Source organism: Streptomyces xanthophaeus, assembly GCF_030440515.1.
In the GTDB taxonomy this organism is placed as follows: Bacteria; Actinomycetota; Actinomycetes; order Streptomycetales; family Streptomycetaceae; genus Streptomyces; species Streptomyces kutzneri.
This window is the reverse complement of sequence record NZ_CP076543.1, coordinates 6,502,941-6,525,544: the sequence shown is the minus strand read 5'-3', so window position 1 is coordinate 6,525,544 and position 22,604 is coordinate 6,502,941. Positions and strand designations below refer to the sequence as shown.

Here is a 22,604-nt window from a genome sequence, read left to right as displayed (position 1 = left end):
GCCGCATACATGCGGAAGGCCGGTCCGTCAGTGACGGACCGGCCTGTCCCGGTGGGCGATACTGGGATCGAACCAGTGACCCCTTCGGTGTGAACGAAGTGCTCTCCCGCTGAGCTAATCGCCCGGGAACGGAGTGAACAATACAGAAGGCTCGGGGCTGGTTCAAACCGCTTCTCCCGGGCGGGCCCCCACGCCGCACGTCAGGTACCTACTCAGGGCGCATCTGAGTACGCACGCCCATGTCCTGACTGCGTGACCGCCGCCACACTCCGGATATGAACACGCCTCTGCCGCCCGCCGAAGAGCTGGCGCTCATCGACCGCGAGCTGGCCCAACTCGATGCCCGGCGGCTGTATTTGCTGGGCCGCCGGGACTGGCTGCTGCGTCTGCTGCTCCAGCCCGGCGGCGCGCCCGCTCCGGTCCGCTGGGGCCAGGCCGCGCCCGCCGGCCCCGCCGGGCCCGCGAAGGAGGCCTCCGCTCCGAGCGCGCAGAACGTGCTGCTCACCCTGGGCGCGGTGCTGCTGGCGGTCGCCGCGCTCGCGTTCACGCTGGTGAGCTGGGGGTCCATGGGGATCGCCGGGCGTTCGGCGGTGCTCGCCGCGGTGACGGCGGCGGCGCTGGGCGCGCCCGTGCTCCTGCTGCGCCGCGGGCTGCGGTCGACGGCGGAGTCGGTCGCGGCGGTCGGCCTGCTGCTGACGGTGCTCGACGCGTACGCGCTGTACGCGGTCGGCATGCCGGACACGAACGGCGCCGGCTACGCGGCGGGGGCGGCAGCCGTGCTGGCGGCCGCGTGGGCCGGTTACGGCTCGGGGCTGCGCACGCTGCGGAGCCCGCTGCCGGCCGCGGTGCTGGCGGCGCAGTTCGCCCTGCCGCTGGCGGCACTGGCCGCGCGGCCGGGTCCGCAGGCGCTGGGCTGGGCGCTGCTGGCGACGGCGGCGCTGGACGCGGCGCTCGCCCTGCGGGTGCGGGCGGCGGCCGTCCCGGCGGCCGTGACGGGCGCGGGCGCGCTGCTGATCGGGCTGGCCCAGTCGTGGTCGGCCGGGTCGGCGGCGCAGGCCGTGGCCCCCGCGGCGCTGCTGCTGGCGGGCGCGGCCCTGGGTGTGTCGGCGGCCTGGCGGGAGCCTCGCGCCTCGGCCGCGGCGCTGGTGGGCGCCCTGGCGGCGGTGGCCGGCCTGGGCGGCGTGGCCCGGCCGGACCTGGACCCGGCGTGGACGGTGCTGGTGCACCTGCTGCTGGCGCTGCCGCTGCTGGCGGCGGTACGGGTACCTGCGCTCCCGGCGGCGGTCCGGCACGGGTCGGCCCGGGCCGGGGCCGTGGTGGCGTCCCTGGCGGCACTGTCGGCGGCTGCCGTGGTGGCCCCGGCCCTGGTGGCCCGGTTCCGGGTGCTGGGTGAGGTGTGGGCGGCGACGACCCCGGACCTGGATCCGTACGGGGCGGGGGCTGCGGCCGCGGCCCCGGCGACCCTGCTGATCTCGGCCGGGGCGGCCTGGTGGCTCGCGCGGGCGCTGTCCCGGCCGGAGCCGGCGGTGGTGGCGGTGGTCCTGGCCTGGGCGGGGCTGTTCGCGGCTCCGGTGCTGCTCGGGTTCCCGGTGGCGGCGGTGTTCGCGGCGCAGCTCGCGGTGACGGGCGCGGCGGGCGTCCTCGCGCTGCGCTCCCCGGCGCGCGGGGCGCGGATCGCGGCCGCCGTGTGCGCGCTGACGGGTGCCGCGAACGTGTCCCTGGGCACGCTGGACGGCCGGACGGCGACGTTCGCGGTCTGGGGGCTGCTGGGCGCGGGCTGCGCGGCGGCAGCGGCGTACGGGGCGGCTTCGCGCCCGCTCCGGTCGGGGGCGGCCGTGTGCGCCGTCGGGTACGCCACGGGCGTGCTGGTGGCGGCGGGTGCGGTGTCGGACCTGGCGGTGGTCTGGTGGGCGCTGCCGGTGCTGGCGGTCCCGGCGCTGGCGGCGGCTCTCGGGCCGCGGCTGGGCGGGGTCCGGCTGCCCGTCGAGATCGCGGCGGCCGTGGCGGGCGCAGTGGCGGTGGGCCTGTCGGCCGGGCGGGCCGGAACCCTGGCGCTGGTCCTGGCGCTGGCCGGGGTGGTCTGCGCGGGCGCCGCGGTGCGGCCGGACCGGCGGGTGCTGGGCTGGGCGGCGGGGGCGCTGTTCGCGGCGGCGACCTGGGTACGGCTGGCGGAGGCCGGGGTGAGCGCGCCGGAGGCCTACACGCTGCCGGTGACGGTGCCCGCCCTCGTGGTGGGTCTGCTGCGGCGGCGCCGGGACCCGCAGGCCTCGTCCTGGACGGCGTACGGCCCGGGCCTGGCGGCGACGCTGGTGCCGAGCCTGCTGGCGGCCTGGGGGGACCCGGGCTGGGTGCGCCCGCTGCTGCTGGGGGCGGCCGCGCTGGCGGTGACCCTGCTGGGCGCGCGGGGGCGGCTCCAGGCTCCGCTCCTGCTCGGCGGGGCGGTGCTGGCGGCGGTGGCGCTGCACGAGCTGGCCCCGTACGTGGTGCAGGTGGCGGGCGCGCTCCCGCGCTGGGTGCCGCCGGCCCTGGCGGGCCTGCTGCTGCTGGCGGTGGGGGCGACGTACGAGCGGCGGCTGCGTGACGCCCGCCGACTGCGGGCCGCGATCGGCCGGCTCCGGTGAAACGACTGAGGCCCGGAGACTGTGAAAGTCTCCGGGCCTCAGGTCCGGGTGGGCGATACTGGGTTCGAACCAGTGACCCCTTCGGTGTGAACGAAGTGCTCTCCCACTGAGCTAATCGCCCGGACGCACCGCAAACATTACCGCATGTCAGCGGTGCTCCTTGACCATCACTGGTCCTTGAGGTTCCAGGGCAGGACGAGCCCGTACTTCCACAGGTAGAAACCGATCAGCGCGCCCGCGATGACGAGGCCCACGCTGGTCAGGATGATGTTGCGGCGGCGGACCTTGGGGTCGAGCGCCTTCTGTGCGGCCTCGGTGACCTTCCGCTTGGTCCAGCGCAGCACGAGGTGGGCCCAGGCGAACTCGGTGGCCCAGATCGCCAGGCCCGCGAAGATGGCGACCCAGCCGGGGCCGGGCAGCACGAGCATCGCGACGCCGGCGGCGATGACCGCGAGGCCGACGACGAAGACGCCGACCTGCCAGCTCAGGTGCAGGCTCTTGTTCGACTTGATGAAGGCCGGGGCCTTCGATACGTGCGGCGCCTCCGCGGCGGCCTCCGCAGCGGCATCTTCCGCGGTGGCATCCGCGGCCGGTTCGGTGGTGGCTTCCGTGGTGGCTTCGTCAGCGGCGGACCCTTGGGTTCCGCGGTCACTCCCCGTATTCATGGAGTCGAATCTACCGGAGCTCGATGCACACCGGAATGCGGGTTTGGATCCGCCGTCCGAGGGACCCAGAGGTCCGCAAAACGGTCAGAGGGGTTTACAACGGCACCGTAGGTGGCATGTCGATTTCGCCGACGTGCGAATCCCCGAGCGCACACTGAGCGAAAGGCCCTGGCGCTTATGAACACCACGGTCAGCTGCGAGCTGCACCTGCGCCTCGTTGTGTCGAGCGAGTCCTCACTGCCTGTTCCCGCGGGCCTGCGGTATGACACGGCCGACCCCTACGCCGTGCACGCCACCTTCCACACCGGCGCCGAGGAGACGGTCGAATGGGTATTCGCCCGCGACCTCCTCGCTGAGGGCCTCCACCGGCCCACCGGTACCGGCGACGTCCGCGTCTGGCCGTCCCGCAGCCACGGTCAGGGCGTCGTCTGCATCGCCCTGAGCTCACCGGAGGGAGAAGCACTGCTCGAAGCACCCGCCCGAGCACTCGAGTCGTTCCTCAAGCGGACGGACGCCGCGGTCCCACCCGGGACCGAGCACCGGCACTTCGACCTCGACAAGGAGCTCTCCCACATCCTGGCCGAAAGCTGAGCCAGGCCTACAGCCGCTCGACACCGTCCGACTCGGGGCGACGGTGCGTGGCGGACAACCACATACCGCTATGCCGGCGCTGTTCCCGCGGGAGCCACCCGCGAGGACGGCGCCGGTGTGCTCTGCGGGACCCGCTATTGTCGGGCGGCAGCGGCGACGGCCCCCGTCGTCGCAGGCCCGGCCCCTGAGGGAGACCCCGTGCAGATCCCCCACGACACCCGTCGCGCGCTCGACGTCGTCGTCGCGCTGGTGAACACAGCGGCCGAGGCCGACCAGCCCGACGGACTCTCCGACATCGGCGCGCTGCGCGGATTCGTCCAGGAGTACTCGATCAGCGACGTCGGCGAGCTCAGCGCCCGCGACCTGGCCGGCGTCCGGACGGTGCGCGGAAAGTTCGCCCAGGTCTTCGCCTCCCCGAACCCGCGTGCGGCTTCCATACTGATCAACGAGCTCGTGGCCACGGCCGGCACCACCCCGCAGCTGACCGACCACGACGGCTACGACTGGCATGTGCACTACTTCGCGCCGGGCGCGTCGGTGGGCGACCACCTGGCGGCCGACGGCGGCATGGCGCTGGCCTTCATCGTGGTCTCCGGCGAACAGGAGCGGCTGCGCCGCTGTGAGGCCCCGGACTGCCGGCGGGCCTTCGTCGACCTCTCCCGCAACCGGTCCCGGCGCTACTGCGACAGCCGGACCTGCGGGAACCGGCTGCACGTGGCGGCGTACCGGGCCCGGCGCAAGGAGGCCGACGCGGAGGCGTCAGAGCAGGAAGAGATCGTGCACGGCGGCGAGCAGCAGCAGGATGCCGATCACCGCTAGGAAGATCATCAGGGGTGGTTGGGAGAGCGCGAAGAGACAGCCTCGCGGCTCCTCCACCACAGGGGCGGGTACCGGCGGGTCACTGTGCGATGTGTCGAACATGTCGGGCCGATGATGGCGCAGCGCACCATCAACCGGCCCTCAACACGCCAGCGTCCGCGCGGGAGTTCGCTCGATCTTGTGGACGAGGCCCGGGCCGGGCCGGATCCCGTGCTCAGATCCCGTGCTTCTTGAGGATGGCCTCGATGTCGGAGAAGTCCTCCGTGGGGGCGGCGGACTGCGCCTGCGAACCGGCCGGGGCGGCGCCCAGGGACGGCGCGGAGGCGGCCGGGGCGACGGCACCGGCGGCCGGGCTCCCCTTGACCTTCTTCGCGGACTTCCCGGGCTCCCCGGACGCGGCGAGGCCGCGGCGCTCGATCGCGCGGGTGGTCATGAAGAGCAGCCAGGACAGCCCCAGCAGTCCGAAGCCGGCCCAGACGGTCGGATTGAAGACCATCCCGGACACCCACTCCACGAACCCCGTCATCACCAGGGCGACCGGCACGAGCGCGTACGCGGTGATCCGCGTGGCGGCCAGGAAGCGCTTGCGGTAGGCGGTGACCGCGGCGATGCCCAGGCCCGCCACTGACACCGCGGAGCAAATGGTCTCGGCAAGCATGCGGTCCTCCGGACTCTCGGCGGCTCGGCGATCTGTCCCTGTCCATCCTGCACCGCCCTCCGCCGCGGCGGCCAGGTTCCGGGCCCCGCCCGGGCGGATCTCCGGGACATCTCCGGGTCGCGCCTCCTCCCTGGGTCCAGGTCGCCGGGTGCAGGTCCCGGTCGGTGGGAAGGGCGGGGGCTGGGAGACTGTCCGTATGACCGATTCCGTGATCCTCGACGTCTGGTGCGAACTGCAGTGCCCGGACTGCCACCGCGCCCTGGACGACGTACGCGCCCTGCGGGCCCGCTACGGCGACCGGCTGGACATCCGGCTGCGCCACTTCCCCCTGGAGAAGCACAAGCACGCCTTCGCCGCGGCGCAGGCCGCCGAGGAGGCCGTCGAGCAGGGCCAGGGCTGGCCCTACGCGGAGGCCCTGCTGGCGCGCACCGCGGAGCTGGCCGAGCGCGGCGAGCCGGTCCTGCTGGACGTGGCACGTCAACTGGGGCTCGACGTCGAGGAGTTCGACACCGCCCTGATCGACGGGCGGCACATCCTGATCGTCGACGCAGACCAGGCCGAGGGCAAGGCGATCGGCGTGACCGGCACCCCGACGTACGTGATCGACGGGCAGCGCCTCGACGGCGGCAAGAGCCAGGACGGCCTGCGCGCCCGTATCGAGGAGATCGCCGACCGCCTGCTGGCGGACACGGCCTAGATCAGGTCCTTGGCGTAGTTGAAGTCGGTGGGCCGGTAGCCGAGGGAGACGTACAGCCTCAGGGCCGGGGTGTTGTCGGTGAAGACCTGGAGCGCCAGCAGGCGGTGGCCGGCGGCGAGGGCGGCGCGCTCGGCGAGCGCCATGAGGTGGCGGCCGTGCCCGTGTCCCCGGTGCTCGGCGCGGACCTCGATGTCGTAGATGTACGAGCCCGCCCCGCGCGGTGCGAGCCACACGTGGCCGACGGGCACCCCGGCGGCCTCCAGGACGAGGACGACGGCTCCCGGGGTGGCCAGGCCCCGGGGCAGCTGGCTCTCGTGGTCGGCCACCGATTTGGCGCGGGCGGCCTCGGCGGACATGCCGCGGCTGCTCCAGTTCGCGGCATAGGCATCGACGGCTCCGGCGTACCAGCCCTCGTACTCGGCCTGCGTCATGGGGCGGCCCAGCACCCCTTCGGGGAGGACGGGCGGCTCGGCCGGCAGGTCCTTGGCCATGTTCCGGCTGTACTCGGTGTAGCCGAGGGCCTCCGCCATGCACAGGCCTGCCTCCGAATCCGCCGGGACCGAGACGCGGACCCGGCGGCAGCCCCAGCCGCGCAGCACTTCCTCGGCGGCGAGCGCGGCCACGGTGGCCCTCCCCCGCCGCCGGTCGCCCTGCTCGACGTCCAGGTCGCGGATCTCGCCGACCGTCGGCCCGAACGGGGTGTCGGAGGCGATCAGCAGTGCCCCGACCCGCCTGCTGTTGACCCGGATCTCGTACGGGCGCGAACGCGCGCCGTCCGCCGTGTGCTGGAGCGGCCCGGACGGCCGCAGGGTGGTGGTCATCCCTTGAGTTCTACCCGTCCCGCGGCCGCCGCGACAGCCCTCCTCCGGTGGAAGCCGCACGGCCCTGCCGCTCTACGGGTCGAGGTCCGCGCCCGCCTTCACCTCGAAGATCCGCATCACCTCGGCCGTGACCGGTCCGGGCGCGGTCCCCAGCTCGCGGTCGTCGATCCGCAGCACCGCCTGGGCGTCGCGCAGCGAGGACGTCACGAAGACCTCCTCGGCCCGCTCCAGCACCTCGAAGGGCAGGTCGGTCTCCTTTGCACCGGCCCAGTCGACGATCAGGGCCCGGGTGATGCCCGCCAGGCAGCCGGAGTCGAGCGGCGGGGTGTGCAGTTCTCCGTCGAGCACGACGAAGACGTTGGAGCCGGTGCCCTCGCAGAGCCGGCCGAGGGTGTTGGCGAGGAGCGCCTCGGAGGCCCCGGCGCGGTGCGCGGCGGCGAGGGCGACCACGTTCTCGGCGTAGGAGGTGGTCTTGAGCCCGGCCACGGCGGACCGCTCGTTGCGCACCCAGGGCACCGTGACGACGGCGGTGGTGTCCGGGCGGCGGGGGGAGTCCGCGACGGCGGCGATCAGGGTGGTCCCGGCGTCCCCGCGGTCGGAGCCGAGCGGGGAGACTCCGCCGGTGTAGGTGATGCGCAGCCGCCCGTGCTCCAGCGGGTTGGCCTCCAGTACGGCGGCGCAGGCGCGGCGGACCTCGTCGAGGTCGGGGTCCGGCAGACCCAGGCCCCGGGCCGAGCGGGTGAGCCGTTCCAGGTGACGCGTGAGCGCGAAGGCGCGGCCGCGCTCCGCCTTCAGCGTCTCGAAGACGCCGTCGCCCACGGTCAGGCCGTGGTCGAGGACGGACACCTTCGCACTGTCCACCTCGGTCAGGGCTCCGTCGAGCCAGATTTTCATGGTGCGGTCCTTCCGATCGTGTCGTTCGTCCCCTGCGTACCACCGCTCACCTCGTGGCCCATGGCCACCCGCAGGAGCCGGGCGGCCTTGAGTTCGGTCTCCGCCCACTCACGGTCGGGATCGGAGCCCCAGGTGATGCCCGCGCCGGTGCCGAAGAGCAGACGAGGGCCGCCGGCGGCTTCGCGGTCGATCCAAAAGGTACGGATACCCACGGCGAGCTCGGCGGTGCCCCGGTCCGCGTCGACCCAGCCGATGCCTCCGCAGTAGGGGCCGCGCGGGGCCGTTTCCAGGGCTTCGATGATCCGCAGGGCGGAGGACTTGGGCGCGCCCGTGACGGAACCGGGCGGGAAGGTGGCGGCGAGCAGCTCGGGCCAGCCCGCGCCGTCGGCGAGTTCGCCGCTCACGACGGAGACGAGGTGGACCAGGCCGGGGTGCTCCTCGACGGCGCACAGCTCGGGGACGGCGACGGAGCCCGTCGCGCAGACCCGGCCGAGGTCGTTGCGTACGAGGTCGACGATCATCACGTTCTCGGCGTGGTCCTTGGGGAGCAGGTCGTCGACGGTGCGGCCGGTCCCCTTGATGGGGCCGGACTCGATGTGCCGGCCGGACCGGCGCAGGAACAGCTCGGGGGAGGCGGTGGCGATCTCGACGCCGTGGGCGGCCAGGCGAATCGTTCCTGCGAAGGGTGCGGGATTGCCGCGCGCGAGGAGCGCGGTGAGCGCGTCGACATCGGCGCGGTCGGGGTGGGGCAGCGGCGCGGACATCACCCGGCAGAGGTTGGCCTGGTAGACCTCACCGGCGGCGATGTACTCACGGACGCGCCGTACGCCGGCCACGTAGGCGGCGCGGTCGAGGGAAGAGGTCCACCGGTCGGGGTCGGGTCCGCGCCAGGCACCCGGAACGGGCGCGGGGACCGGCTCGCGGCGTACGTCGCCGAAGCGCGCGCAGACGAGCCGCCCTTCGAAGTCGGCGGACACCGCCCAGAAGCCGGTGGAGTCGAGGGCGGCGGGATCGCTGGTGACGTCACGGAGGTCGGTCGCGAGAAGGCCGCCGAAGCGGGCCATGGGAGGCAGGTCGTGCACGGCTGCGAGTCTATGACCGGTGACGGCACGGCGCCGGTGCGGTGACGGCAGGGTGACCTGTGGTGATCGAGCGGCAGCACGCTGCGGAAACGCGTTTTTGAGCTGGCCCGGGAATCCGCTAGAGTTCAACTCGTCGCCAGGGAGCGAAGGGGGAAAACCCCGGAGCGAACACGGTGACCTGCGGACGTAGCTCAGTTGGTAGAGCACCACCTTGCCAAGGTGGATGTCGCGAGTTCGAGTCTCGTCGTCCGCTCGAAGTGGGGGATCTTCCCGAGAACCCCTGCAGCTCCAGGTGGAGTGGCCGAGAGGCGAGGCAACGGCCTGCAAAGCCGTCTACACGGGTTCAAATCCCGTCTCCACCTCCAAGGACGATTAGCTCAGCGGGAGAGCGCTTCCCTGACACGGAAGAGGTCACTGGTTCAATCCCAGTATCGTCCACTGATCCGCAAGGATCCCCGCGCGATTAGCTCAGCGGGAGAGCGCTTCCCTGACACGGAAGAGGTCACTGGTTCAATCCCAGTATCGCGCACGCAGCACCTGCACCACCTTGTTCCACCTGCGGCTTTCGAGCTGCGGAGCCCGCGCGATTAGCTCAGCGGGAGAGCGCTTCCCTGACACGGAAGAGGTCACTGGTTCAATCCCAGTATCGCGCACTACCTGAAAGCCCCGACCGTTCCCACGGTCGGGGCTTTCGCGTTCCCCCGCACGAGTGGGCCGCGTGCGCGAACGGCCGGGATGCCGGGCCCGGCGCCCGGGTGCGGGAAAGCGGTGCACGAAAAAGGGTGCTGCCCGTCCGACTCCCCAGTCGTACGGGCAGCACCCTTCACCTGCCGTCCGTCCGCCGCTCCCCCGTCCCCACGGGGTTCGGCAGGCCGATGTCCCGGTCCGGGCCGCTCTCCCGGACCTGGGGCGCCGCTCAGCGCCCCAGCATCACGCCCACGGACGACGCCTGCGCCGCCAGCTGATCGAAGCCTCCGAAGAGGAAGAGCAGCAGGGCGGCCAGGGGGAGCACCATGGCCGCGGCCACCAGGGGGTGGCGGGTACCGGACTCGTGGCCGTTGAACGCGAATGCCTTGCGTCCGTGCCGTGCGATGTCCGCCATGGTCCTCTCCCTGTCGTCTGGCAGCGGCGGGCTCGTGACCTCGGGGGACGAGTGCGCCACCCGCCGCTTGTCTTCAACACTAGGCGGGTGGGCGGCTCCTGGCCTCATGCCCTCGTACCCATTGCCGGGCCTCCAGGAGGATGACGGGGCCTCCCCCGCGTACTCCCCTGGGTGGAGACGGCTCCCCCGTTATGGGGGACTTCCCGGAGGGGATGACCGGAGGGTAGTGACTTCGCTCACTTGCGTCACTCCCTGTTGCCGCGTGTCCGCCCACCGGCCGTCGGCAAGATCGACTCGGCCGCGAGCCGCGTACGGGCGCACCGGAGCGGGTCCGGAGCTGCTCCCAGGCTCCAATCCCCTTGGCGCAAGGGGTGCTTGGCCGGGCGGACCACCTTGGGGGCGCTCTCGGACCACGGCGCCGACGCCCCCTCAAGTGTGCTGTGGCGCACTGACAATCGAATCCCCCGGCGAGGGCGCGGCCTCTGAGCACGCATGCCGGATGGTCCGTAAGCTGTGCCACGTCAACAGGACGACCGGTCAGCGGGGTGGACATGGCGATGATGCGGCTCCGGCGCGAGGACCCGCGTGTCGTCGGCTCGTTCAGACTGCACCGGCGGCTCGGCGCCGGCGGCATGGGCGTGGTCTACCTGGGATCGGACCGGCGCGGGCAGCGTGTCGCGCTCAAGGTCATCCGGCCGGATCTGGCCGAGGACCAGGAGTTCCGCTCACGGTTCGCCCGTGAGGTGTCCGCCGCCCGGCGGATCCGGGGCGGGTGCACCGCACGCCTGGTGGCGGCGGACCTGGAGGCCGAGCGCCCCTGGTTCGCGACCCAGTACGTGCCCGGTCCCTCGCTGCACGACAAGGTGGCCGAGGAAGGGCCCCTGACGGCCGCGCAGATCGCCGCCGTGGGCGCCGCGCTCTCCGAGGGCCTGGTCGCCGTCCACGAGGCGGGGGTCGTGCACCGCGACCTCAAGCCCTCGAACATCCTGCTGTCGCCCAAGGGCCCCCGGATCATCGACTTCGGCATCGCCTGGGCCACCGGGGCGAGCACCCTCACCCATGTGGGTACGGCCGTCGGCTCCCCCGGATTCCTCGCACCCGAGCAGGTGCGCGGCGCCGCCGTCACCCCGGCCACCGACGTCTTCGCCCTCGGCGCCACCCTGGCCTACGCGGCCACCGCCGACTCGCCTTTCGGGCACGGCAGTTCCGAGGTCATGCTGTACCGCGTGGTGCACGAGGAGCCGCACCTGCAGGGCGTGCCGGACGCGCTGGCGCCCCTGGTGCGGGCCTGCCTCGCCAAGGACCCCGAGGAGCGGCCCAGCACGCTCCAGCTGTCGATGCGGCTCAAGGAGATCGCGGCCCGCGAGGCGCAGGGGCTCTCGGACGGGCGCCCGCCGGCCCAGCGGGCCCGGGTCGAACGGCCGACCGGGCGGCTGCCCGAGGCGGAGCGGATCGGCGGGGCCGAGGAGTACCCCGGCCGGCGTACGGAGCGTCGTACGGACGGCAGCACCACGCCCCGGGCCCAGGGCGGCTCCCCGAGCGGACCGCACGCCCGGCCCTCGTCCTCCCGGCACCCGCAGCACCCCGGCGGCCCGTCCTCCCGGCCGACCTCGGGGCGTACGGGCGGCCGTCCGGCCCCCAGGACGACGGGGACGGGACGGCGCCCCTCACGGCCGGATCCGAAGCTGATGCGGCAGCGGCTGATCGTGTTCGTCGTGGTGACGCTGATCGTCGCGCTGGGCATCGCGGCGGCCCAGAAGCTGTAGCTCAGGCGTTCGGCAGGGTCCTACTGCGCGGCGCGGCCCTGGGGGTGTCTTGCCGGTCAGCCCGTCCTGACCCGGCAAGACACCCCCTAGGCCACCGCGTAGAAGGCGACCGCGGCCGCGGCGCCCACGTTCAGCGAGTCCACGCCGTGCGCCATGGGGATCCGTACCCACTCGTCGGCGGCGACCAGCGCGGGCGTGGACAGGCCGTCGCCCTCGGCGCCCAGCATCAGCGCGACCCGTTCCAGGGACTGCGGCGCGGCCACGTCGATCGGCGTGGCCTTCTCGTGCGGGGTGAGGGCGAGCAGCTTGAAGCCGGCCTCGCGCACCGAGTCCAGGCTCTTCGGCCAGGCCTCCAGGCGGGCGTAGGGGACGGAGAACACCGCTCCCATGGAGACCTTCACCGAGCGGCGGTAGAGCGGGTCCGCGCAGTCGGGCGACAGCAGCACCGCGTCCATGCCGAGTGCGGCGGCGCTGCGGAAGATGGCCCCGATGTTGGTGTGGTCGTTGACCGCTTCCATGACGACCACCCGCCGGGTCGTGGACAGCAGTTCCTCGGCCGTGGGCAGCGGCTTGCGCTGCATGGAGGCCAGGGCCCCGCGGTGCACGTGGTAGCCGGTGACGCGCTCGGCGAGCTCGGGGCTCACGGCGTAGACCGGTGCCGGGAGTTCGTCGATGACGTCGCGCATGACGTCGACCCACTTGGCGGAGAGCAGCATCGAGCGCATCTCGTACCCGGCGTCCTTGGCGCGTCTGATGACCTTCTCGCCCTCGGCGATGAAAAGGCCCTCCGCGGGCTCGCGCCTGCGCCGGAGTTCGACGTCGGTCAGGCCCGTGTAGTCGCGCAGGCGCGGGTCGTCGGGGTCGGTCACGGTGATGAGATCAGCCACAGGGTGATACTGCCTTGTCCTGGGTGCGGTGCCAACGGCCTGTCAGGCGCTGGTGGTGGGGAGGGTGCGGTCGCCCGGGCCGTTCACGCGGACGACCTCGCCGATGACGATGACGGCCGGCGGGCGGACCTCTTCGGCACGCACGGTCTCGCCGACCGTGGCCAGGGTGGCGTCCACCCGGCGCTGGGTGGCGGTGGTCCCCTCCTGGATCACGGCGACGGGGGTGTCCGCGGAGCGGCCGTGGCGCACCAGCGCCTCGGCGATCAGGCCGATCTTGTCCACGCCCATCAGGATCACCAGGGTGCCGGTGAGCTTGGCGAGGGAGGCCCAGTCCACGAGCGAGCGCGGGTCGTCGGGGCCGACGTGGCCGCTGACCACGGTGAACTCGTGCGCCACACCGCGGTGGGTGACCGGGATGCCGACGGCGCCGGGCACCGAGATGGAGCTGGAGATGCCGGGGACGACGGTGCAGGGGATGCCGGCCTCGGCGAGGGCCTGGAGTTCCTCCATGCCGCGGCCGAAGACGTACGGGTCCCCGCCCTTGAGCCGGACCACGGCCTTGCCGGCCTTGGCGTGCTCGATCAGGGCGTTGTTGATGGCCTCCTGGGCCATGAACCGGCCGTACGGGATCTTCGCGGCGTCGATGACCTCGACGTGCGGCGGAAGCTCGTCGAGCAGGTCACGGGGGCCGAGCCGGTCGGCGATGACCACGTCGGCCTCGGCGAGGAGGCGGCGGCCGCGCACGGTGATCAGGTCCGGGTCGCCCGGGCCGCCGCCGACGAGGGCCACACCGGGGGTGGCCTTGTGCCGGTGGGAGGGAGCGGTGAGGGTGCCGTCGCGCAGGCCCTCCACGACGGCGTCGCGGACGGCCGCGGAGCGGCGGGGGTCGTTGCCGGTCAGCACGGCGACGGTGACGCCCTCGATGCGGCCGGTCGCGGGCGTCCAGGCGGTGGCGGCGGAGGCGTCGTCGGCGCGGACGCACCAGACGCGCTCGCGCTCGGCCTCGGCGGAGGCGCGCTCGTTGTCCTCGCGGTTCTGGGTGGCGATCAGCGCGTACCAGGCGTCGGCGAGGTCACCGTCCTGGTAGCGGCGGCGCTCCCAGCGGATCTCACCGGTCTCGGCCATGGCGTCCACGGAGGGGGTGGCGGAGGGCGAGATGAGCAGGACATCGGCGCCGGCCGCGATGAGCGCGGGAAGGCGACGCTGCGCGACCTGTCCGCCGCCGATGACGACGACGCGGCGGCCGGCGAGGCGGAGTCCTACGGGGTAGGCGGGGGTGTCGGCCATGGCGGTGCGGCTCCTGGTGCGGCAGTCGATCTGTCGTGCCGCTGCGGCTCTGGAGCGGCGGTGTGCTGACGTGCGGATTCTTGGTGCGGGTCCACCATACGGCGCGGGCCGTCCCGAGGCGCGGACGGGGCTGCGCCCCGGGGCTCCGCCCCGGACCCCGCGCCTCAAACGCCGGCGGGGCTGGGGATCGGCTTCGCGGTGGGGCGGTGCCCCTCCGGGACGTCTCCTCGGCTCGCGAACCCTGAGCCGGACCGGCCTGTCGGCCGGTGGTGGGTTCGCTCGACCTGCGGGGACATCCCGGAGTGTCCCCGCCCCACGGCGGACCCGGGCACGAGCCGGATCCCGGACGGGACCCCGCCACAGGTCCGGAAACGCACCCGCCTCCGGACCGGCACGGGTTACTTCTCCGTGACGCCCGCCGAGTCGAACGTGGCGACCTCGTGCATCGCGCGGGCCGCGCTCTGGACCAGGGGGAGGGCGAGCAGGGCGCCCGTGCCCTCGCCGAGGCGGAGGTCCAGGTCGACCAGCGGGCGCAGGCCCAGCTTGTTGAGCGCCGCGACGTGGCCCGGCTCGGCGCTGCGGTGGCCCGCGATGCAGGCCGACAGGGACTCGGGGGCGATCGCGCGGGCCACCAGGGCGGCGGCTCCGGCGCTGACGCCGTCCAGGATCACGGGGGTGCGCAGCGACGCGCCGCCGAGGAGGAGGCCGACGATGGCCGCGTGCTCCAGGCCGCCGATGGCCGCGAGGACGCCGATCGGGTCCGCCGGGTCGGGCTGGTGGAGCTCCAGGGCGCGGCGGACGACCTCGACCTTGCGGGCGTGCGTCTCGTCGTTGATGCCCGTGCCACGGCCGGTGACCTCGGACGGGTCGACCCCCGTGAAGACGGAGATGAGGGCGGCGGACACCGTGGTGTTCGCGATGCCCATCTCGCCCGTGAGGAGCGCCTTGTTGCCGGCCGCGACGAGGTCGCGGGCCGTTTCGATGCCCACCTCGATGGCCGCGACGGCTTCCTCGCGGGTCATCGCCGGGCCGGTGGAGAGGTCGGCCGTGCCGGGACGGACCTTGCGCGGGAGCAGGCCCGGGGTGGCCGGGAGGTCGCCCGCGACGCCGACGTCGATCACGCAGACCTCGGCGCCGACCTGGTTGGCGAAGGCGTTGCAGACCGCTCCGCCGCCCAGGAAGTTGGCCACCATCTGGGTGGTGACCTCCTGCGGCCACGGGGTCACGCCCTGGGCGTGCACGCCGTGGTCACCGGCGAAGATCGCGACCGCGGCCGGCTCCGGGATCGGCGGCGGGCAGACCCGGGAGAGGCCGGACAGCTGCGCGGAGATGATCTCCAGCATGCCCAGGGCCCCGGCGGGCTTGGTCATGCGCTTCTGGCGCTCCCAGGCCTCGCCCAGGGCCTTCGCGTCGAGCGGGCGGATGCTGGCGACCGTCTCCGAGAGCAGGTCGTGCGGCTCCTCGCCGGGCAGCGCGCGGCGGCCGTAGGTCTCCTCGTGGACGACCCAGGAGAGCGGGCGGCGCTGCGACCAGCCGGCCTGGGCCAGCTCGGGCTCCTCGGGGAACTCGTCGACGTAGCCGACGCAGAGGTAGGCGACCACTTCGAGGTGCTCGGGCAGGCCCAGCTCGCGGACCATCTCGCGCTCGTCGAAGAAGCTGACCCAGCCGACGCCGAGGCCCTCGGCGCGCGCGGCGAGCCAGAGGTTCTCGACGGCGAGGGCCGCGGAGTACGGGGCCATCTGCGGCTGGGTGTGGCGGCCGAGGGTGTGGCGGCCGCCGCGGGTGGGGTCGGCGGTGACGACGATGTTCACCGGGGTGTCGAGGATGGCCTCGATCTTGAGTGCCTTGAACTGCTTCGCCCGGCCCTTGGGCAGGGACTTCGCGTAGGCCTCGCGCTGGCGCTGGGCGAGCTCGTGCATCGCCCGGCGGGTCTCGGCCGACCGGATGACGACGAAGTCCCACGGCTGGGAGTGGCCCACGCTGGGTGCGTGGTGCGCGGCTTCCAGGACGCGGAGCAGCACCTCGTGCGGGATGGGGTCGGTGCGGAAGCCGTTGCGGATGTCGCGGCGCTCGCGCATGACGCGCAGGACGGCCTCGCGCTCGGCGTCGGCGTAGCCGGGGGCCGCCTCGCCTGCGGCGGGCTCGGCCGGAACGTCCACCGAGGGCTCGCCCTCGGCTGCGGGCTCGGCGGGGGCCGGCTCTTCGGGCCGGGGCTCCACAGCCACCGGCTCGGCCTGGGCCACCGGCTCGGCCGCGATCGGCTCGACTGCGATCGGCTCGGGCTGCGGCTCCACGGCCGCCACCGGCTCGGGCGCGATCGGCTCGACCGCGATCGGCTCGGGTGCGGGCTCCGGCTCCGGCTCCGGCTGCGCTTCGGCGACCGGCTCGGGCGCCGCGGCCGCCACCGCCTCGGCGGGGACGACCGGCTCGGGCTGCGGCTCCACGGCCACCACCGGCTCGGCCGCGATCGGCTCGGGTGCGGGCTCCGGCTGTACCTCGGCGACGGGCTCCGGCTGGACCGGCTCGGCCACGAGGGCCGCCACCGGCTCGGGCTGGGGCTCGGGCTCCACGGGCTCGGGCTGGACGGCGACCGGCTCCGGCTGGGGCTCGACCGCGACCGGCTCCGGCTCGACCGCGACCGGCTCCGGCTCCGGCTCCGGCTCCGACTGCAGCGGCTCGGCCACCACCGGCTCGGCGTGGACCACCGGCTCCGCAGGGGTCGGGACGGGCTCCGGCTCCACGGGCCGGGCTGCGGCCTCGGCGGGGGCGGGCTCCGCCACCGGCTCCGGCGTCCACGGGGCACCGGCCTGCGGCGGGATCTCGCCCGGCTGGGCCGCGGGGGCCGGGGCGGTCTCTGCGCGCGGGATGTCCAGGTACTCGGGTCCCGTGGTCGGGGGTCCTGCCTGGCGCAGCGGGAGGGGCGCCGACGGGGTGCTCACGGCGGCCATCGGGGCGGGCTGGGCGGGCATGGCGGCGGCAGGGCCCCGGTCGGCGAGGGACCGTACGACTCCGCCGGCCTCGGGCATGGGCGGGCCCATGTGCAGGGGGCGCCGGGCGGGGGCCGCGGGGGCCACCGGGGCGGCGGGGGCCGCCGGGGGCGGGACGACGAGCCCGCCGAGGTCGAGCGCGCCGGAGTCACGGCCGCCCGTCTCGTGCGCGCCCGCGCTGTAGCCGCCGTCGGTGAACACGGGCGGAGGGAACTCGGTGTACGCGGCCGGGGCCTCGGGATAGGCGGGCGCGGCGGCGTAGGACTGGTCCGTGAACACCGGCGGCTCGCCGAGCTGGGGCACGGCGGGGAAGGCGGGGGCCTGCGGGACGACCTGCGGGTCGCTCCACGCACCCTGGCCGCTCGGCATCAGCAGCAGTTCCTCGTCCTCCGGCTCGGCCGGGTTGTCCATGAGGTCCTGGAAGGCGTAGCCCGCGGGAATCGGTGCCGGGATCTGGACCGGAGCGGGGACGCTCTGCTGATCCACCATGCCCGCGTTGTCCGGGAGACCCTCGCCCGGGACCTGGCCGGTGTCAGTCATGCTTACCCCTCGCCCATCGGTGTTGCCTCTTCGATCGCCCGGTCGCCCACGAGGCCGCCGAGCGGTTTTGCCTGCGGGGTTGCGGTGCGACGAGCTCGTCTCGCATACGCCTGCACGACAACCAGTAAGCATTGTCGCGCCCGTCGGCCACCGTGGCGGCCATAACCGTCACGGTCCTCTGTGGACTGCGCCACGTCGCGCGTCCAGGCGGTGCCGCGATGCCCGAATCGTCCGGGGCAGTACGACGATCGGCCAGCCTACCCCGGCCCTCGACTCAGCGCGTGGCGGGGCGTTCCGCTGCCAGGAGGAACACCACGGAACGGTCCTGTTCGGCCCAGGTCCGGGTGTCCAGGCCGACGGACTGGAGCAGTGCGCACTCGACGGCGTAACCGTGTTCGGTGAGTGCCCTGGCGATCGCCTCCGCCTCGTCGCGGGTGGAGGCGTGGCTGACGATCCGTTCGGGACGGCGTTCGGCGACGGCCGCGACGACGGCGGCGCCGCCACCGCCGACGCGGACGACATCGGGCTCGGGCAGGTTCTCCAGTACGTGCGGCGCGCGCCCGGCGACGGCCTGGAGCTGCACTCCCCGCTCACGGGCGGCGGCGGTTATGCGGTCGCAGGCGGCCGGGTCGGCGTCGACCGCGATGACGGCGGCGCCGAGGGCGGCGGCGTCCACGGCCACGCCGCCGGATCCGGCGCCGATGTCCCAGAGGAGGTCTCCGGTACGCGGGCCGAGCCGGGCGAGTTGGGCCGCGCGGAGCTGGGCGGACCCGCCTTCTCCCGCGTCGGCCTGCGGCCCGGCCCAGCCGCGGTCGGCGGACCGGGCGGCGCTCTGGCCGAAGAGCCAGCCGGCGTCCGCGGGGGCCGGTCCCCCGCCCCCGATGACGATGACGACGTTCGGGTCGCGCCAGCTGTGGTCGGCGGCCTTGTCGGAGGTGAGGACGCTCACCTGCTCCCGGTCCGTGCCGAGTTCCTCGCAGACGACGAAGGTGCGGTGAACTCCTTCGAGGAGCAGTGCGAGTTCCGCGGGGCCGGCGCCGGGTGAGGTGAGGACGGCGACCTTGGCGTGGGCGCGGCAGACGTTGACCGCGCGGCGCAGGGTGCGGGGGTGGGCCACGACGACCTGGGCGTCGTCCCAGGGCATGCCGGCGCGGGCGAAGGCGGCGGCCACGGAGGAGACGGCCGGGACGACCTCGACCTCCAGGCCGTGCTCCGGGGCGCGCAGGGTGCGTACGGCGCCGAAGAAGCCGGGGTCCCCGTCGGCGAAGACCACCGCGGTGCCGCGGTGGCCGGCGATGCGGCGTGCGGCGAGGCCGACACTGCCCAGGCGGATGCGCTCCGCGGTGGGCGGTACTTCGGGGAGGGCGAGGTGGTGCGCGGCGCCGGCCACGAGGGTGGCGGCGGAGAGCGCGGACCGGGCGCCCGCGGTCAGGGGCGAACCGTCCCAGCCGATCACCGTGACCCGGTCGGCCATCTTCGTCAGTCTCCTGGTCTGGGGTCGGGGGGGGTCGTCGGGGCGGGCACGGTGAGACTACCCGGTCATCGGTTCAGTTCCAGTCGGCGCCGACGCGCCTGCCGTTCGCGTCGGCCCGCTGCGGGAACGCGGTGCTGCGGGCGTATCCGTCGTAGCTGTCGTAGCTGTCGTATCCGTCGTAGCCGTCGCCCTCGTCGAGGTCTTCGGGGACCAGGCTCCAGACGATGAGGTCGGTGCGGGTGTCGGCCCAGCCGCCGTCGGCCGTCTGCGTACGCACTATCCACGCGTTGCGCAGGACGCCCTCGCTGATGCAGCCGATCTTCTGGGCCACTTGCTGCGAGGCGGTGTTGTCGGCGGCGGTGCGCAGTTCGAGGCGCTCGAAACCCTGGGAGCGGAAGAGCCATTGGGCGACGGCCAGGACGGATTCGCTGGCGTAGCCCTCGCCGCGGGCCCAGGGGGCGGTGACGTAGCCGACCTCGGTGGCGCGGGTGCGCCAGTTGGTGTTCTGCAGGTGCACGATGCCGACGAGGCGCTGGGTGAGGAACTCGGTGACGGCGAGGACGATGCCGCGGCCCTCGGTGCGTTCGGCGTGGGAGTGCCGGGTGGCCCAGGCCTGTGCTTCGGTGTGGGTGTAGGGGTGGGGCGCGCTGGTCCAGGCGATCACGTGCTCGTCGTTCATCATCTCGGTGAGCGCGGTGACGTCCTCTTCCTCGAAGGGGCGCAGCACCAGCCGGTCCGTGCTGATGGTGACGTCCGGGAAGGTGGTAGTCATGCGCAGCTCCATGCCTGAGACCGTGGTGCGACCGTGTTGCGATGCGACCGCGGTGCGGGACCGTTCGTGCGGGACCGTGCGTGCGGTTCGTAGGCCACAGCATGCAGCATCGACCGGGTGATGTGCAGGGCCGGGTTGCCCGGAAGCGGGCAGAGCTCGGCCCCGCGCGCCGTCAGGTGCGTGCGGGGCCGAGATTCATGACCGGTCCGGAGGGAACCGGATCACGAGGTACCGGTTCAGGAGGCGGCAGGGGCGCCGAAGGCCGGGATGACCGAGCCCTGGTACTTCTCCTCGATGAACTTCTTGACCTCGTCGGAGTTCAGGAGCTTGGCCAGCTTCTGGATCCGCGGGTCGTTCTGGTTGCCGTCCTTGACCGCGAGGAAGTTGGCGTAGGGGTTGCCCTCGGCCTTCTCCAGGATCAGCGCGTCCTTGGCGGGCGACAGCTTGGCTTCGAGGGCGTAGTTGCCGTTGATGATCGCGGCGTCCACGTCGTTCAGGGCGCGCGGGACCGTGGCGGCCTCCAGCTCCTTGAACTCCAGGCCCTTCTTGTCGGTGATGTCGGACAGCTTGGCGCTGGTGCCGACACCCTCCTTGAGGGTGATCAGGTTGTTCGCGGCGAGCAGCTGGAGCGCGCGGCCCTCGTTGGTGGTGTCGTTGGGGACGGCGATGGTCTGGCCGGCCTTGATGTCACCGATGGCCTTGATCTTCTTGGAGTAGAGACCGAGGGGCTCCAGGTGCACGTTCACGACGGGCACGACGTGCGTGCTGTTCTTCTTGTTGAAGTCGTCGAGGTACGGCTTGTGCTGGAAGTAGTTGCCGTCGACCTGGCCCTGCTCGGTGGCGGTGTTCGGCAGGACGTAGTCCGTGAACTCCTTGACCTCGAGCTTGAGGCCTTCCTTGGCCGCGAGCTTGTCCTTGACGAAGTTCAGGACGTCGGCGTGCGGGCTCGGGGAGGCCGCTATGACCAGGGGCTTGCTCTCGTCGGCCTTTCCGCCGTCGGCCTTCGCCGAGGACGGGTCCGAGGAGCTGCCGCAGGCGGTGAGGCCGAGGGCGAGCGCGGTGGCCGTGGCGGCGAGGGCGGTGAGCTTGATGTTCTTACGCACGAAGAGTGCCTTTCTTGCTGAACAAGTACCGATGACTTGCTGGTGGTGGCCCAAGCACGACAAGTGCGGGCTCTGTTGGGGGGAAAGTCTTCTCAGGCGGTCCGGCCGCGGCGGGCGAGGAGCCTGACGGCGCCGTCGCCGAGCAGCTGGATCACCGTGACGAGGGCGATCAGGACCACGACGGTGGCGATCATGAAGCCGGTCTCGAAGCGCTGGAAGCCGTAGGTGATGGCCTTGGATCCCAGTCCTTCGCCGCCGACGGCGCCGGCCATGGCCGAGTAGCCGACGAGGGTGATGACGGTGGTGGTGACACCGGCGACCAGGGAGGGCAGGGCCTGCGGGAGCAGCACCTTGCCGACCAGGGTGGGGATGCCGCCGCCCATGGACTCGACGGCCTCGATCAGGCCGTGGTCCACCTCGCGGACGGCGGTCTCGACGAGCCGGGCGAAGAAGGGGACGGCGCCGATGGCGAGCGGGACGATCATGGCGGTGGGGCCGATGAAGGTGCCGACGACCGCGGTGGTGACCGGGATCAGGAAGATCAGCAGGATGATGAACGGCAGCGAGCGGCCTATGTTCACGATCACGCCGAGGACCTTGTTGAGCGGCTGGTTCTGCAGGAGGCCGCCCTTGTCGGTGAGGACCAGCAGGATGCCGATGGGCAGGCCGCCGAGCACGGTCACCAGGGTGGACCACAGCACCATGTAGAGGGTGTCGTAGGTGCCCTGGGTGAGCAGGGGCTGCATTTCGGACCAGGTCACTTGGCACCGTCCTTGACCAGTTCGGCCAGTTCGTTGTCGATCCCGTCGACGATGTCGACCTGCAGGCCCTGCTCGCGCAGGAAGCCGACCGGCACGACGTTGTCCTCGTAGCCGCCGGGCAGTTCGATGCGCATGCGGCCGATCTGCCGGCCCGCGACGGTGTCCATCGCGGCGCCGAGGATCGAGATGTCGATGTTGTACGTGCGCGAGAGCTGCGAGATGACCGGCCGGACGGCGGCTTCGCCGTGGAAGGTGACGTCGACGACCGTGCGGTCGGGGCCGGTGGCGGTACCGGTGACCGGGAAGAGTTCGCCGGCGAGCTCGGAGCCGGGGGTGGCGAGGAGTTCGGCGACGGTGCCGGACTCGATGATCCGGCCGTTCTTCATCAGGGCGGCCGAGTCGCAGACGGTCTTGACCACGTCCATCTCGTGCGTGATGAGCAGCACGGTGAGGCCGAGCTGCCGGTTGAGGTCGCGCAGCAGCCCGAGGACGGAGCGGGTGGTCTCGGGGTCCAGGGCGCTGGTGGCCTCGTCGGACAGCAGCACCTTGGGGTCGCCGGCCAGGGCGCGGGCGATACCGACGCGCTGCTTCTGGCCGCCGGAGAGCTGGGTCGGGTAGGCCTTGGCCTTGTCGGCGAGGCCGACCAGGTCGAGGAGTTCGAGGGCCTTGCGGGAGCGCTCGCGGCCGGAGATGCCGAGGATCTCCAGGGGCAGCTCGACGTTGGCCTGGACGGTGCGCGAGGACAACAGGTTGAAGTGCTGGAAGACCATGCCGATGCGGCTGCGGGCCTGGCGGAGCTCCTTGCCCGCACGGCGGCCGCGGCCGGCGAGGGCGGTGAGGTCCACGCCGTCGACGGTCACGGTGCCGGTGGTGGGGCGCTCCAGCAGGTTGACGCAGCGGATCAGGGAGGATTTGCCTGCGCCGCTCTGGCCGATGACTCCGTAGACCTCGCCCTCGCGGACGTGGAGATCGACGCCGTCCAGGGCGGTGACCTCGCGGCCACGGGACTGGTAGACCTTCGTGAGGCCCGATGTGGTGATCACAGGATTTCCGTCGCTGTCGAGTGCACGGCGCAGC

General features: G+C 73.2%; 19 protein-coding genes and 7 tRNA genes. 10 read left to right on the top strand and 16 right to left on the bottom strand.

Annotated features, from left to right (window positions below; all coding sequences use genetic code 11):
- Nucleotides 1–52: 52 nt before the first annotated feature.
- A tRNA-Val gene (locus KO717_RS29175) sits at nt 53–124 on the bottom strand.
- Nucleotides 125–275: 151 nt separating this feature from the next.
- On the opposite strand from KO717_RS29175, the gene KO717_RS29170 reads away from it, so the two are divergent.
- Entirely contained in the window at nt 276–2,621 is a 2,346-nt protein-coding gene (locus KO717_RS29170; protein WP_301372325.1) for an SCO7613 C-terminal domain-containing membrane protein, read from the top strand.
- Between the two features lie 49 nt (nt 2,622–2,670).
- Here KO717_RS29170 and KO717_RS29165 read toward each other — a convergent pair.
- Nucleotides 2,671–2,742, bottom strand: a tRNA-Val gene (locus tag KO717_RS29165).
- Nucleotides 2,743–2,788: 46 nt separating this feature from the next.
- Nucleotides 2,789–3,286, bottom strand: coding sequence for a TIGR02611 family protein (locus KO717_RS29160; RefSeq protein WP_301372324.1), 498 nt, complete (start codon nt 3,284–3,286; stop codon nt 2,789–2,791).
- Nucleotides 3,287–3,463: 177 nt separating this feature from the next.
- On the opposite strand from KO717_RS29160, the gene KO717_RS29155 reads away from it, so the two are divergent.
- Both KO717_RS29155 and KO717_RS29150 read left to right on the top strand, forming a co-directional pair.
- Nucleotides 3,464–3,877, top strand: coding sequence for an SsgA family sporulation/cell division regulator (locus KO717_RS29155; RefSeq protein ID WP_030011909.1), 414 nt, complete (start codon nt 3,464–3,466; stop codon nt 3,875–3,877).
- 198 nt (nt 3,878–4,075) lie between these two features.
- Nucleotides 4,076–4,696: a CGNR zinc finger domain-containing protein gene (locus tag KO717_RS29150; protein ID WP_301372318.1), complete on the top strand. Its 621-nt coding sequence runs from the start codon at nt 4,076–4,078 to the stop codon at nt 4,694–4,696.
- A 214-nt stretch (nt 4,697–4,910) separates the two neighbouring features.
- Here KO717_RS29150 and KO717_RS29145 read toward each other — a convergent pair whose 3' ends face one another.
- Nucleotides 4,911–5,354 (bottom strand): hypothetical protein, encoded by a 444-nt coding sequence (locus KO717_RS29145; protein WP_301372317.1) that lies wholly within the window; start codon nt 5,352–5,354, stop codon nt 4,911–4,913.
- Nucleotides 5,355–5,550: 196 nt separating this feature from the next.
- Between KO717_RS29145 and KO717_RS29140 the strand changes: the two genes are divergently transcribed.
- Complete coding sequence (locus tag KO717_RS29140; RefSeq protein ID WP_301372316.1) at nt 5,551–6,051, top strand: DsbA family protein; 501 nt, start codon at nt 5,551–5,553, stop codon at nt 6,049–6,051.
- On the opposite strand, the gene KO717_RS29135 is transcribed toward KO717_RS29140, so the two are convergent.
- The 3 genes from KO717_RS29135 to KO717_RS29125 form a co-directional block, all read right to left on the bottom strand.
- Nucleotides 6,048–6,872, bottom strand: coding sequence for a GNAT family N-acetyltransferase (locus KO717_RS29135; protein ID WP_301372315.1), 825 nt, complete (start codon nt 6,870–6,872; stop codon nt 6,048–6,050). The two genes, KO717_RS29140 and KO717_RS29135, sit on opposite strands and share 4 nt — an antisense overlap.
- A gap of 72 nt (nt 6,873–6,944) precedes the next feature.
- A complete protein-coding gene (locus KO717_RS29130; RefSeq protein ID WP_301372314.1) occupies nt 6,945–7,766 on the bottom strand; it encodes an aminotransferase class IV in 822 nt (273 codons plus the stop codon).
- Nucleotides 7,763–8,848, bottom strand: a complete 1,086-nt coding sequence (locus KO717_RS29125) for a chorismate-binding protein (protein WP_301372313.1) — start codon at nt 8,846–8,848, stop codon at nt 7,763–7,765. The genes KO717_RS29130 and KO717_RS29125 overlap by 4 nt, the downstream gene beginning before the upstream one ends.
- A 180-nt stretch (nt 8,849–9,028) precedes the next feature.
- Between KO717_RS29125 and KO717_RS29120 the strand changes: the two genes are divergently transcribed.
- The 5 genes from KO717_RS29120 to KO717_RS29100 all read left to right on the top strand — a co-directional run bounded on the left by KO717_RS29120 (nt 9,029) and on the right by KO717_RS29100 (nt 9,501).
- A tRNA-Gly gene (locus KO717_RS29120) sits at nt 9,029–9,101 on the top strand.
- Nucleotides 9,102–9,139: 38 nt separating this feature from the next.
- A tRNA-Cys gene (locus tag KO717_RS29115) sits at nt 9,140–9,213 on the top strand.
- Between the two features lies 1 nt (nt 9,214).
- A tRNA-Val gene (locus KO717_RS29110) sits at nt 9,215–9,286 on the top strand.
- A gap of 19 nt (nt 9,287–9,305) precedes the next feature.
- A tRNA-Val gene (locus tag KO717_RS29105) sits at nt 9,306–9,377 on the top strand.
- 52 nt (nt 9,378–9,429) lie between these two features.
- A tRNA-Val gene (locus KO717_RS29100) sits at nt 9,430–9,501 on the top strand.
- Nucleotides 9,502–9,764: 263 nt separating this feature from the next.
- Here KO717_RS29100 and KO717_RS29095 read toward each other — a convergent pair.
- Nucleotides 9,765–9,974 (bottom strand): hypothetical protein, encoded by a 210-nt coding sequence (locus KO717_RS29095; RefSeq protein ID WP_393709588.1) that lies wholly within the window; start codon nt 9,972–9,974, stop codon nt 9,765–9,767.
- Nucleotides 9,975–10,501: 527 nt separating this feature from the next.
- Here KO717_RS29095 and KO717_RS29090 point away from each other — a divergent pair.
- Nucleotides 10,502–11,716 carry a serine/threonine-protein kinase gene (locus KO717_RS29090; RefSeq protein WP_301372311.1) on the top strand — a complete coding sequence of 405 codons (1,215 nt, stop codon included), beginning with the start codon at nt 10,502–10,504 and terminating at the stop codon, nt 11,714–11,716.
- Nucleotides 11,717–11,802: 86 nt separating this feature from the next.
- On the opposite strand, the gene KO717_RS29085 is transcribed toward KO717_RS29090, so the two are convergent.
- The 8 genes from KO717_RS29085 to KO717_RS29050 all read right to left on the bottom strand — a co-directional run bounded on the left by KO717_RS29085 (nt 11,803) and on the right by KO717_RS29050 (nt 22,570).
- The gene (locus KO717_RS29085; RefSeq protein WP_301372309.1) at nt 11,803–12,603 is read right to left on the bottom strand and encodes a TrmH family RNA methyltransferase; all 801 of its coding nucleotides are present in this window, start codon (nt 12,601–12,603) and stop codon (nt 11,803–11,805) included.
- Nucleotides 12,604–12,645: 42 nt separating this feature from the next.
- Nucleotides 12,646–13,890, bottom strand: coding sequence for a uroporphyrinogen-III C-methyltransferase (gene cobA / locus KO717_RS29080; protein ID WP_301372308.1), 1,245 nt, complete (start codon nt 13,888–13,890; stop codon nt 12,646–12,648).
- A gap of 398 nt (nt 13,891–14,288) precedes the next feature.
- Nucleotides 14,289–17,417: a nicotinate-nucleotide--dimethylbenzimidazole phosphoribosyltransferase gene (gene cobT / locus KO717_RS29075; protein WP_301372306.1), complete on the bottom strand. Its 3,129-nt coding sequence runs from the start codon at nt 17,415–17,417 to the stop codon at nt 14,289–14,291.
- 274 nt (nt 17,418–17,691) lie between these two features.
- The gene (cbiE, locus tag KO717_RS29070) at nt 17,692–18,891 is read right to left on the bottom strand and encodes a precorrin-6y C5,15-methyltransferase (decarboxylating) subunit CbiE (RefSeq protein WP_301372304.1); all 1,200 of its coding nucleotides are present in this window, start codon (nt 18,889–18,891) and stop codon (nt 17,692–17,694) included.
- A gap of 73 nt (nt 18,892–18,964) precedes the next feature.
- Nucleotides 18,965–19,663, bottom strand: coding sequence for a GNAT family N-acetyltransferase (locus KO717_RS29065; RefSeq protein ID WP_301372303.1), 699 nt, complete (start codon nt 19,661–19,663; stop codon nt 18,965–18,967).
- A 236-nt stretch (nt 19,664–19,899) separates the two neighbouring features.
- Complete coding sequence (locus KO717_RS29060) at nt 19,900–20,766, bottom strand: MetQ/NlpA family ABC transporter substrate-binding protein (RefSeq protein WP_301372302.1); 867 nt, start codon at nt 20,764–20,766, stop codon at nt 19,900–19,902.
- Between the two features lie 92 nt (nt 20,767–20,858).
- Entirely contained in the window at nt 20,859–21,527 is a 669-nt protein-coding gene (locus KO717_RS29055; protein ID WP_030010866.1) for a methionine ABC transporter permease, read from the bottom strand.
- Nucleotides 21,524–22,570: a methionine ABC transporter ATP-binding protein gene (locus KO717_RS29050; RefSeq protein ID WP_301372301.1), complete on the bottom strand. Its 1,047-nt coding sequence runs from the start codon at nt 22,568–22,570 to the stop codon at nt 21,524–21,526. The genes KO717_RS29055 and KO717_RS29050 overlap by 4 nt, the downstream gene beginning before the upstream one ends.
- Nucleotides 22,571–22,604 lie beyond the last annotated feature (34 nt).

Excerpts from the sequence above, each read along its gene's own strand:
- KO717_RS29170 (WP_301372325.1), top strand. The coding sequence starts at position 276 with ATGAACACGCCTCTGCCGCCCGCCGAAGAGCTGGCGCTCATCGACCGC.
- KO717_RS29160 (WP_301372324.1), bottom strand. The coding sequence starts at position 3,286 with ATGAATACGGGGAGTGACCGCGGAACCCAAGGGTCCGCCGCTGACGAA.
- KO717_RS29155 (WP_030011909.1), top strand. The coding sequence starts at position 3,464 with ATGAACACCACGGTCAGCTGCGAGCTGCACCTGCGCCTCGTTGTGTCG.
- KO717_RS29145 (WP_301372317.1), bottom strand. The coding sequence starts at position 5,354 with ATGCTTGCCGAGACCATTTGCTCCGCGGTGTCAGTGGCGGGCCTGGGC.
- KO717_RS29140 (WP_301372316.1), top strand. The coding sequence starts at position 5,551 with ATGACCGATTCCGTGATCCTCGACGTCTGGTGCGAACTGCAGTGCCCG.
- KO717_RS29135 (WP_301372315.1), bottom strand. The coding sequence starts at position 6,872 with ATGACCACCACCCTGCGGCCGTCCGGGCCGCTCCAGCACACGGCGGAC.
- KO717_RS29130 (WP_301372314.1), bottom strand. The coding sequence starts at position 7,766 with ATGAAAATCTGGCTCGACGGAGCCCTGACCGAGGTGGACAGTGCGAAG.
- KO717_RS29090 (WP_301372311.1), top strand. The coding sequence starts at position 10,502 with ATGGCGATGATGCGGCTCCGGCGCGAGGACCCGCGTGTCGTCGGCTCG.
- cobA (WP_301372308.1), bottom strand. The coding sequence starts at position 13,890 with ATGGCCGACACCCCCGCCTACCCCGTAGGACTCCGCCTCGCCGGCCGC.
- cobT (WP_301372306.1), bottom strand. The coding sequence starts at position 17,417 with ATGACTGACACCGGCCAGGTCCCGGGCGAGGGTCTCCCGGACAACGCG.
- cbiE (WP_301372304.1), bottom strand. The coding sequence starts at position 18,891 with ATGGCCGACCGGGTCACGGTGATCGGCTGGGACGGTTCGCCCCTGACC.
- KO717_RS29065 (WP_301372303.1), bottom strand. The coding sequence starts at position 19,663 with ATGACTACCACCTTCCCGGACGTCACCATCAGCACGGACCGGCTGGTG.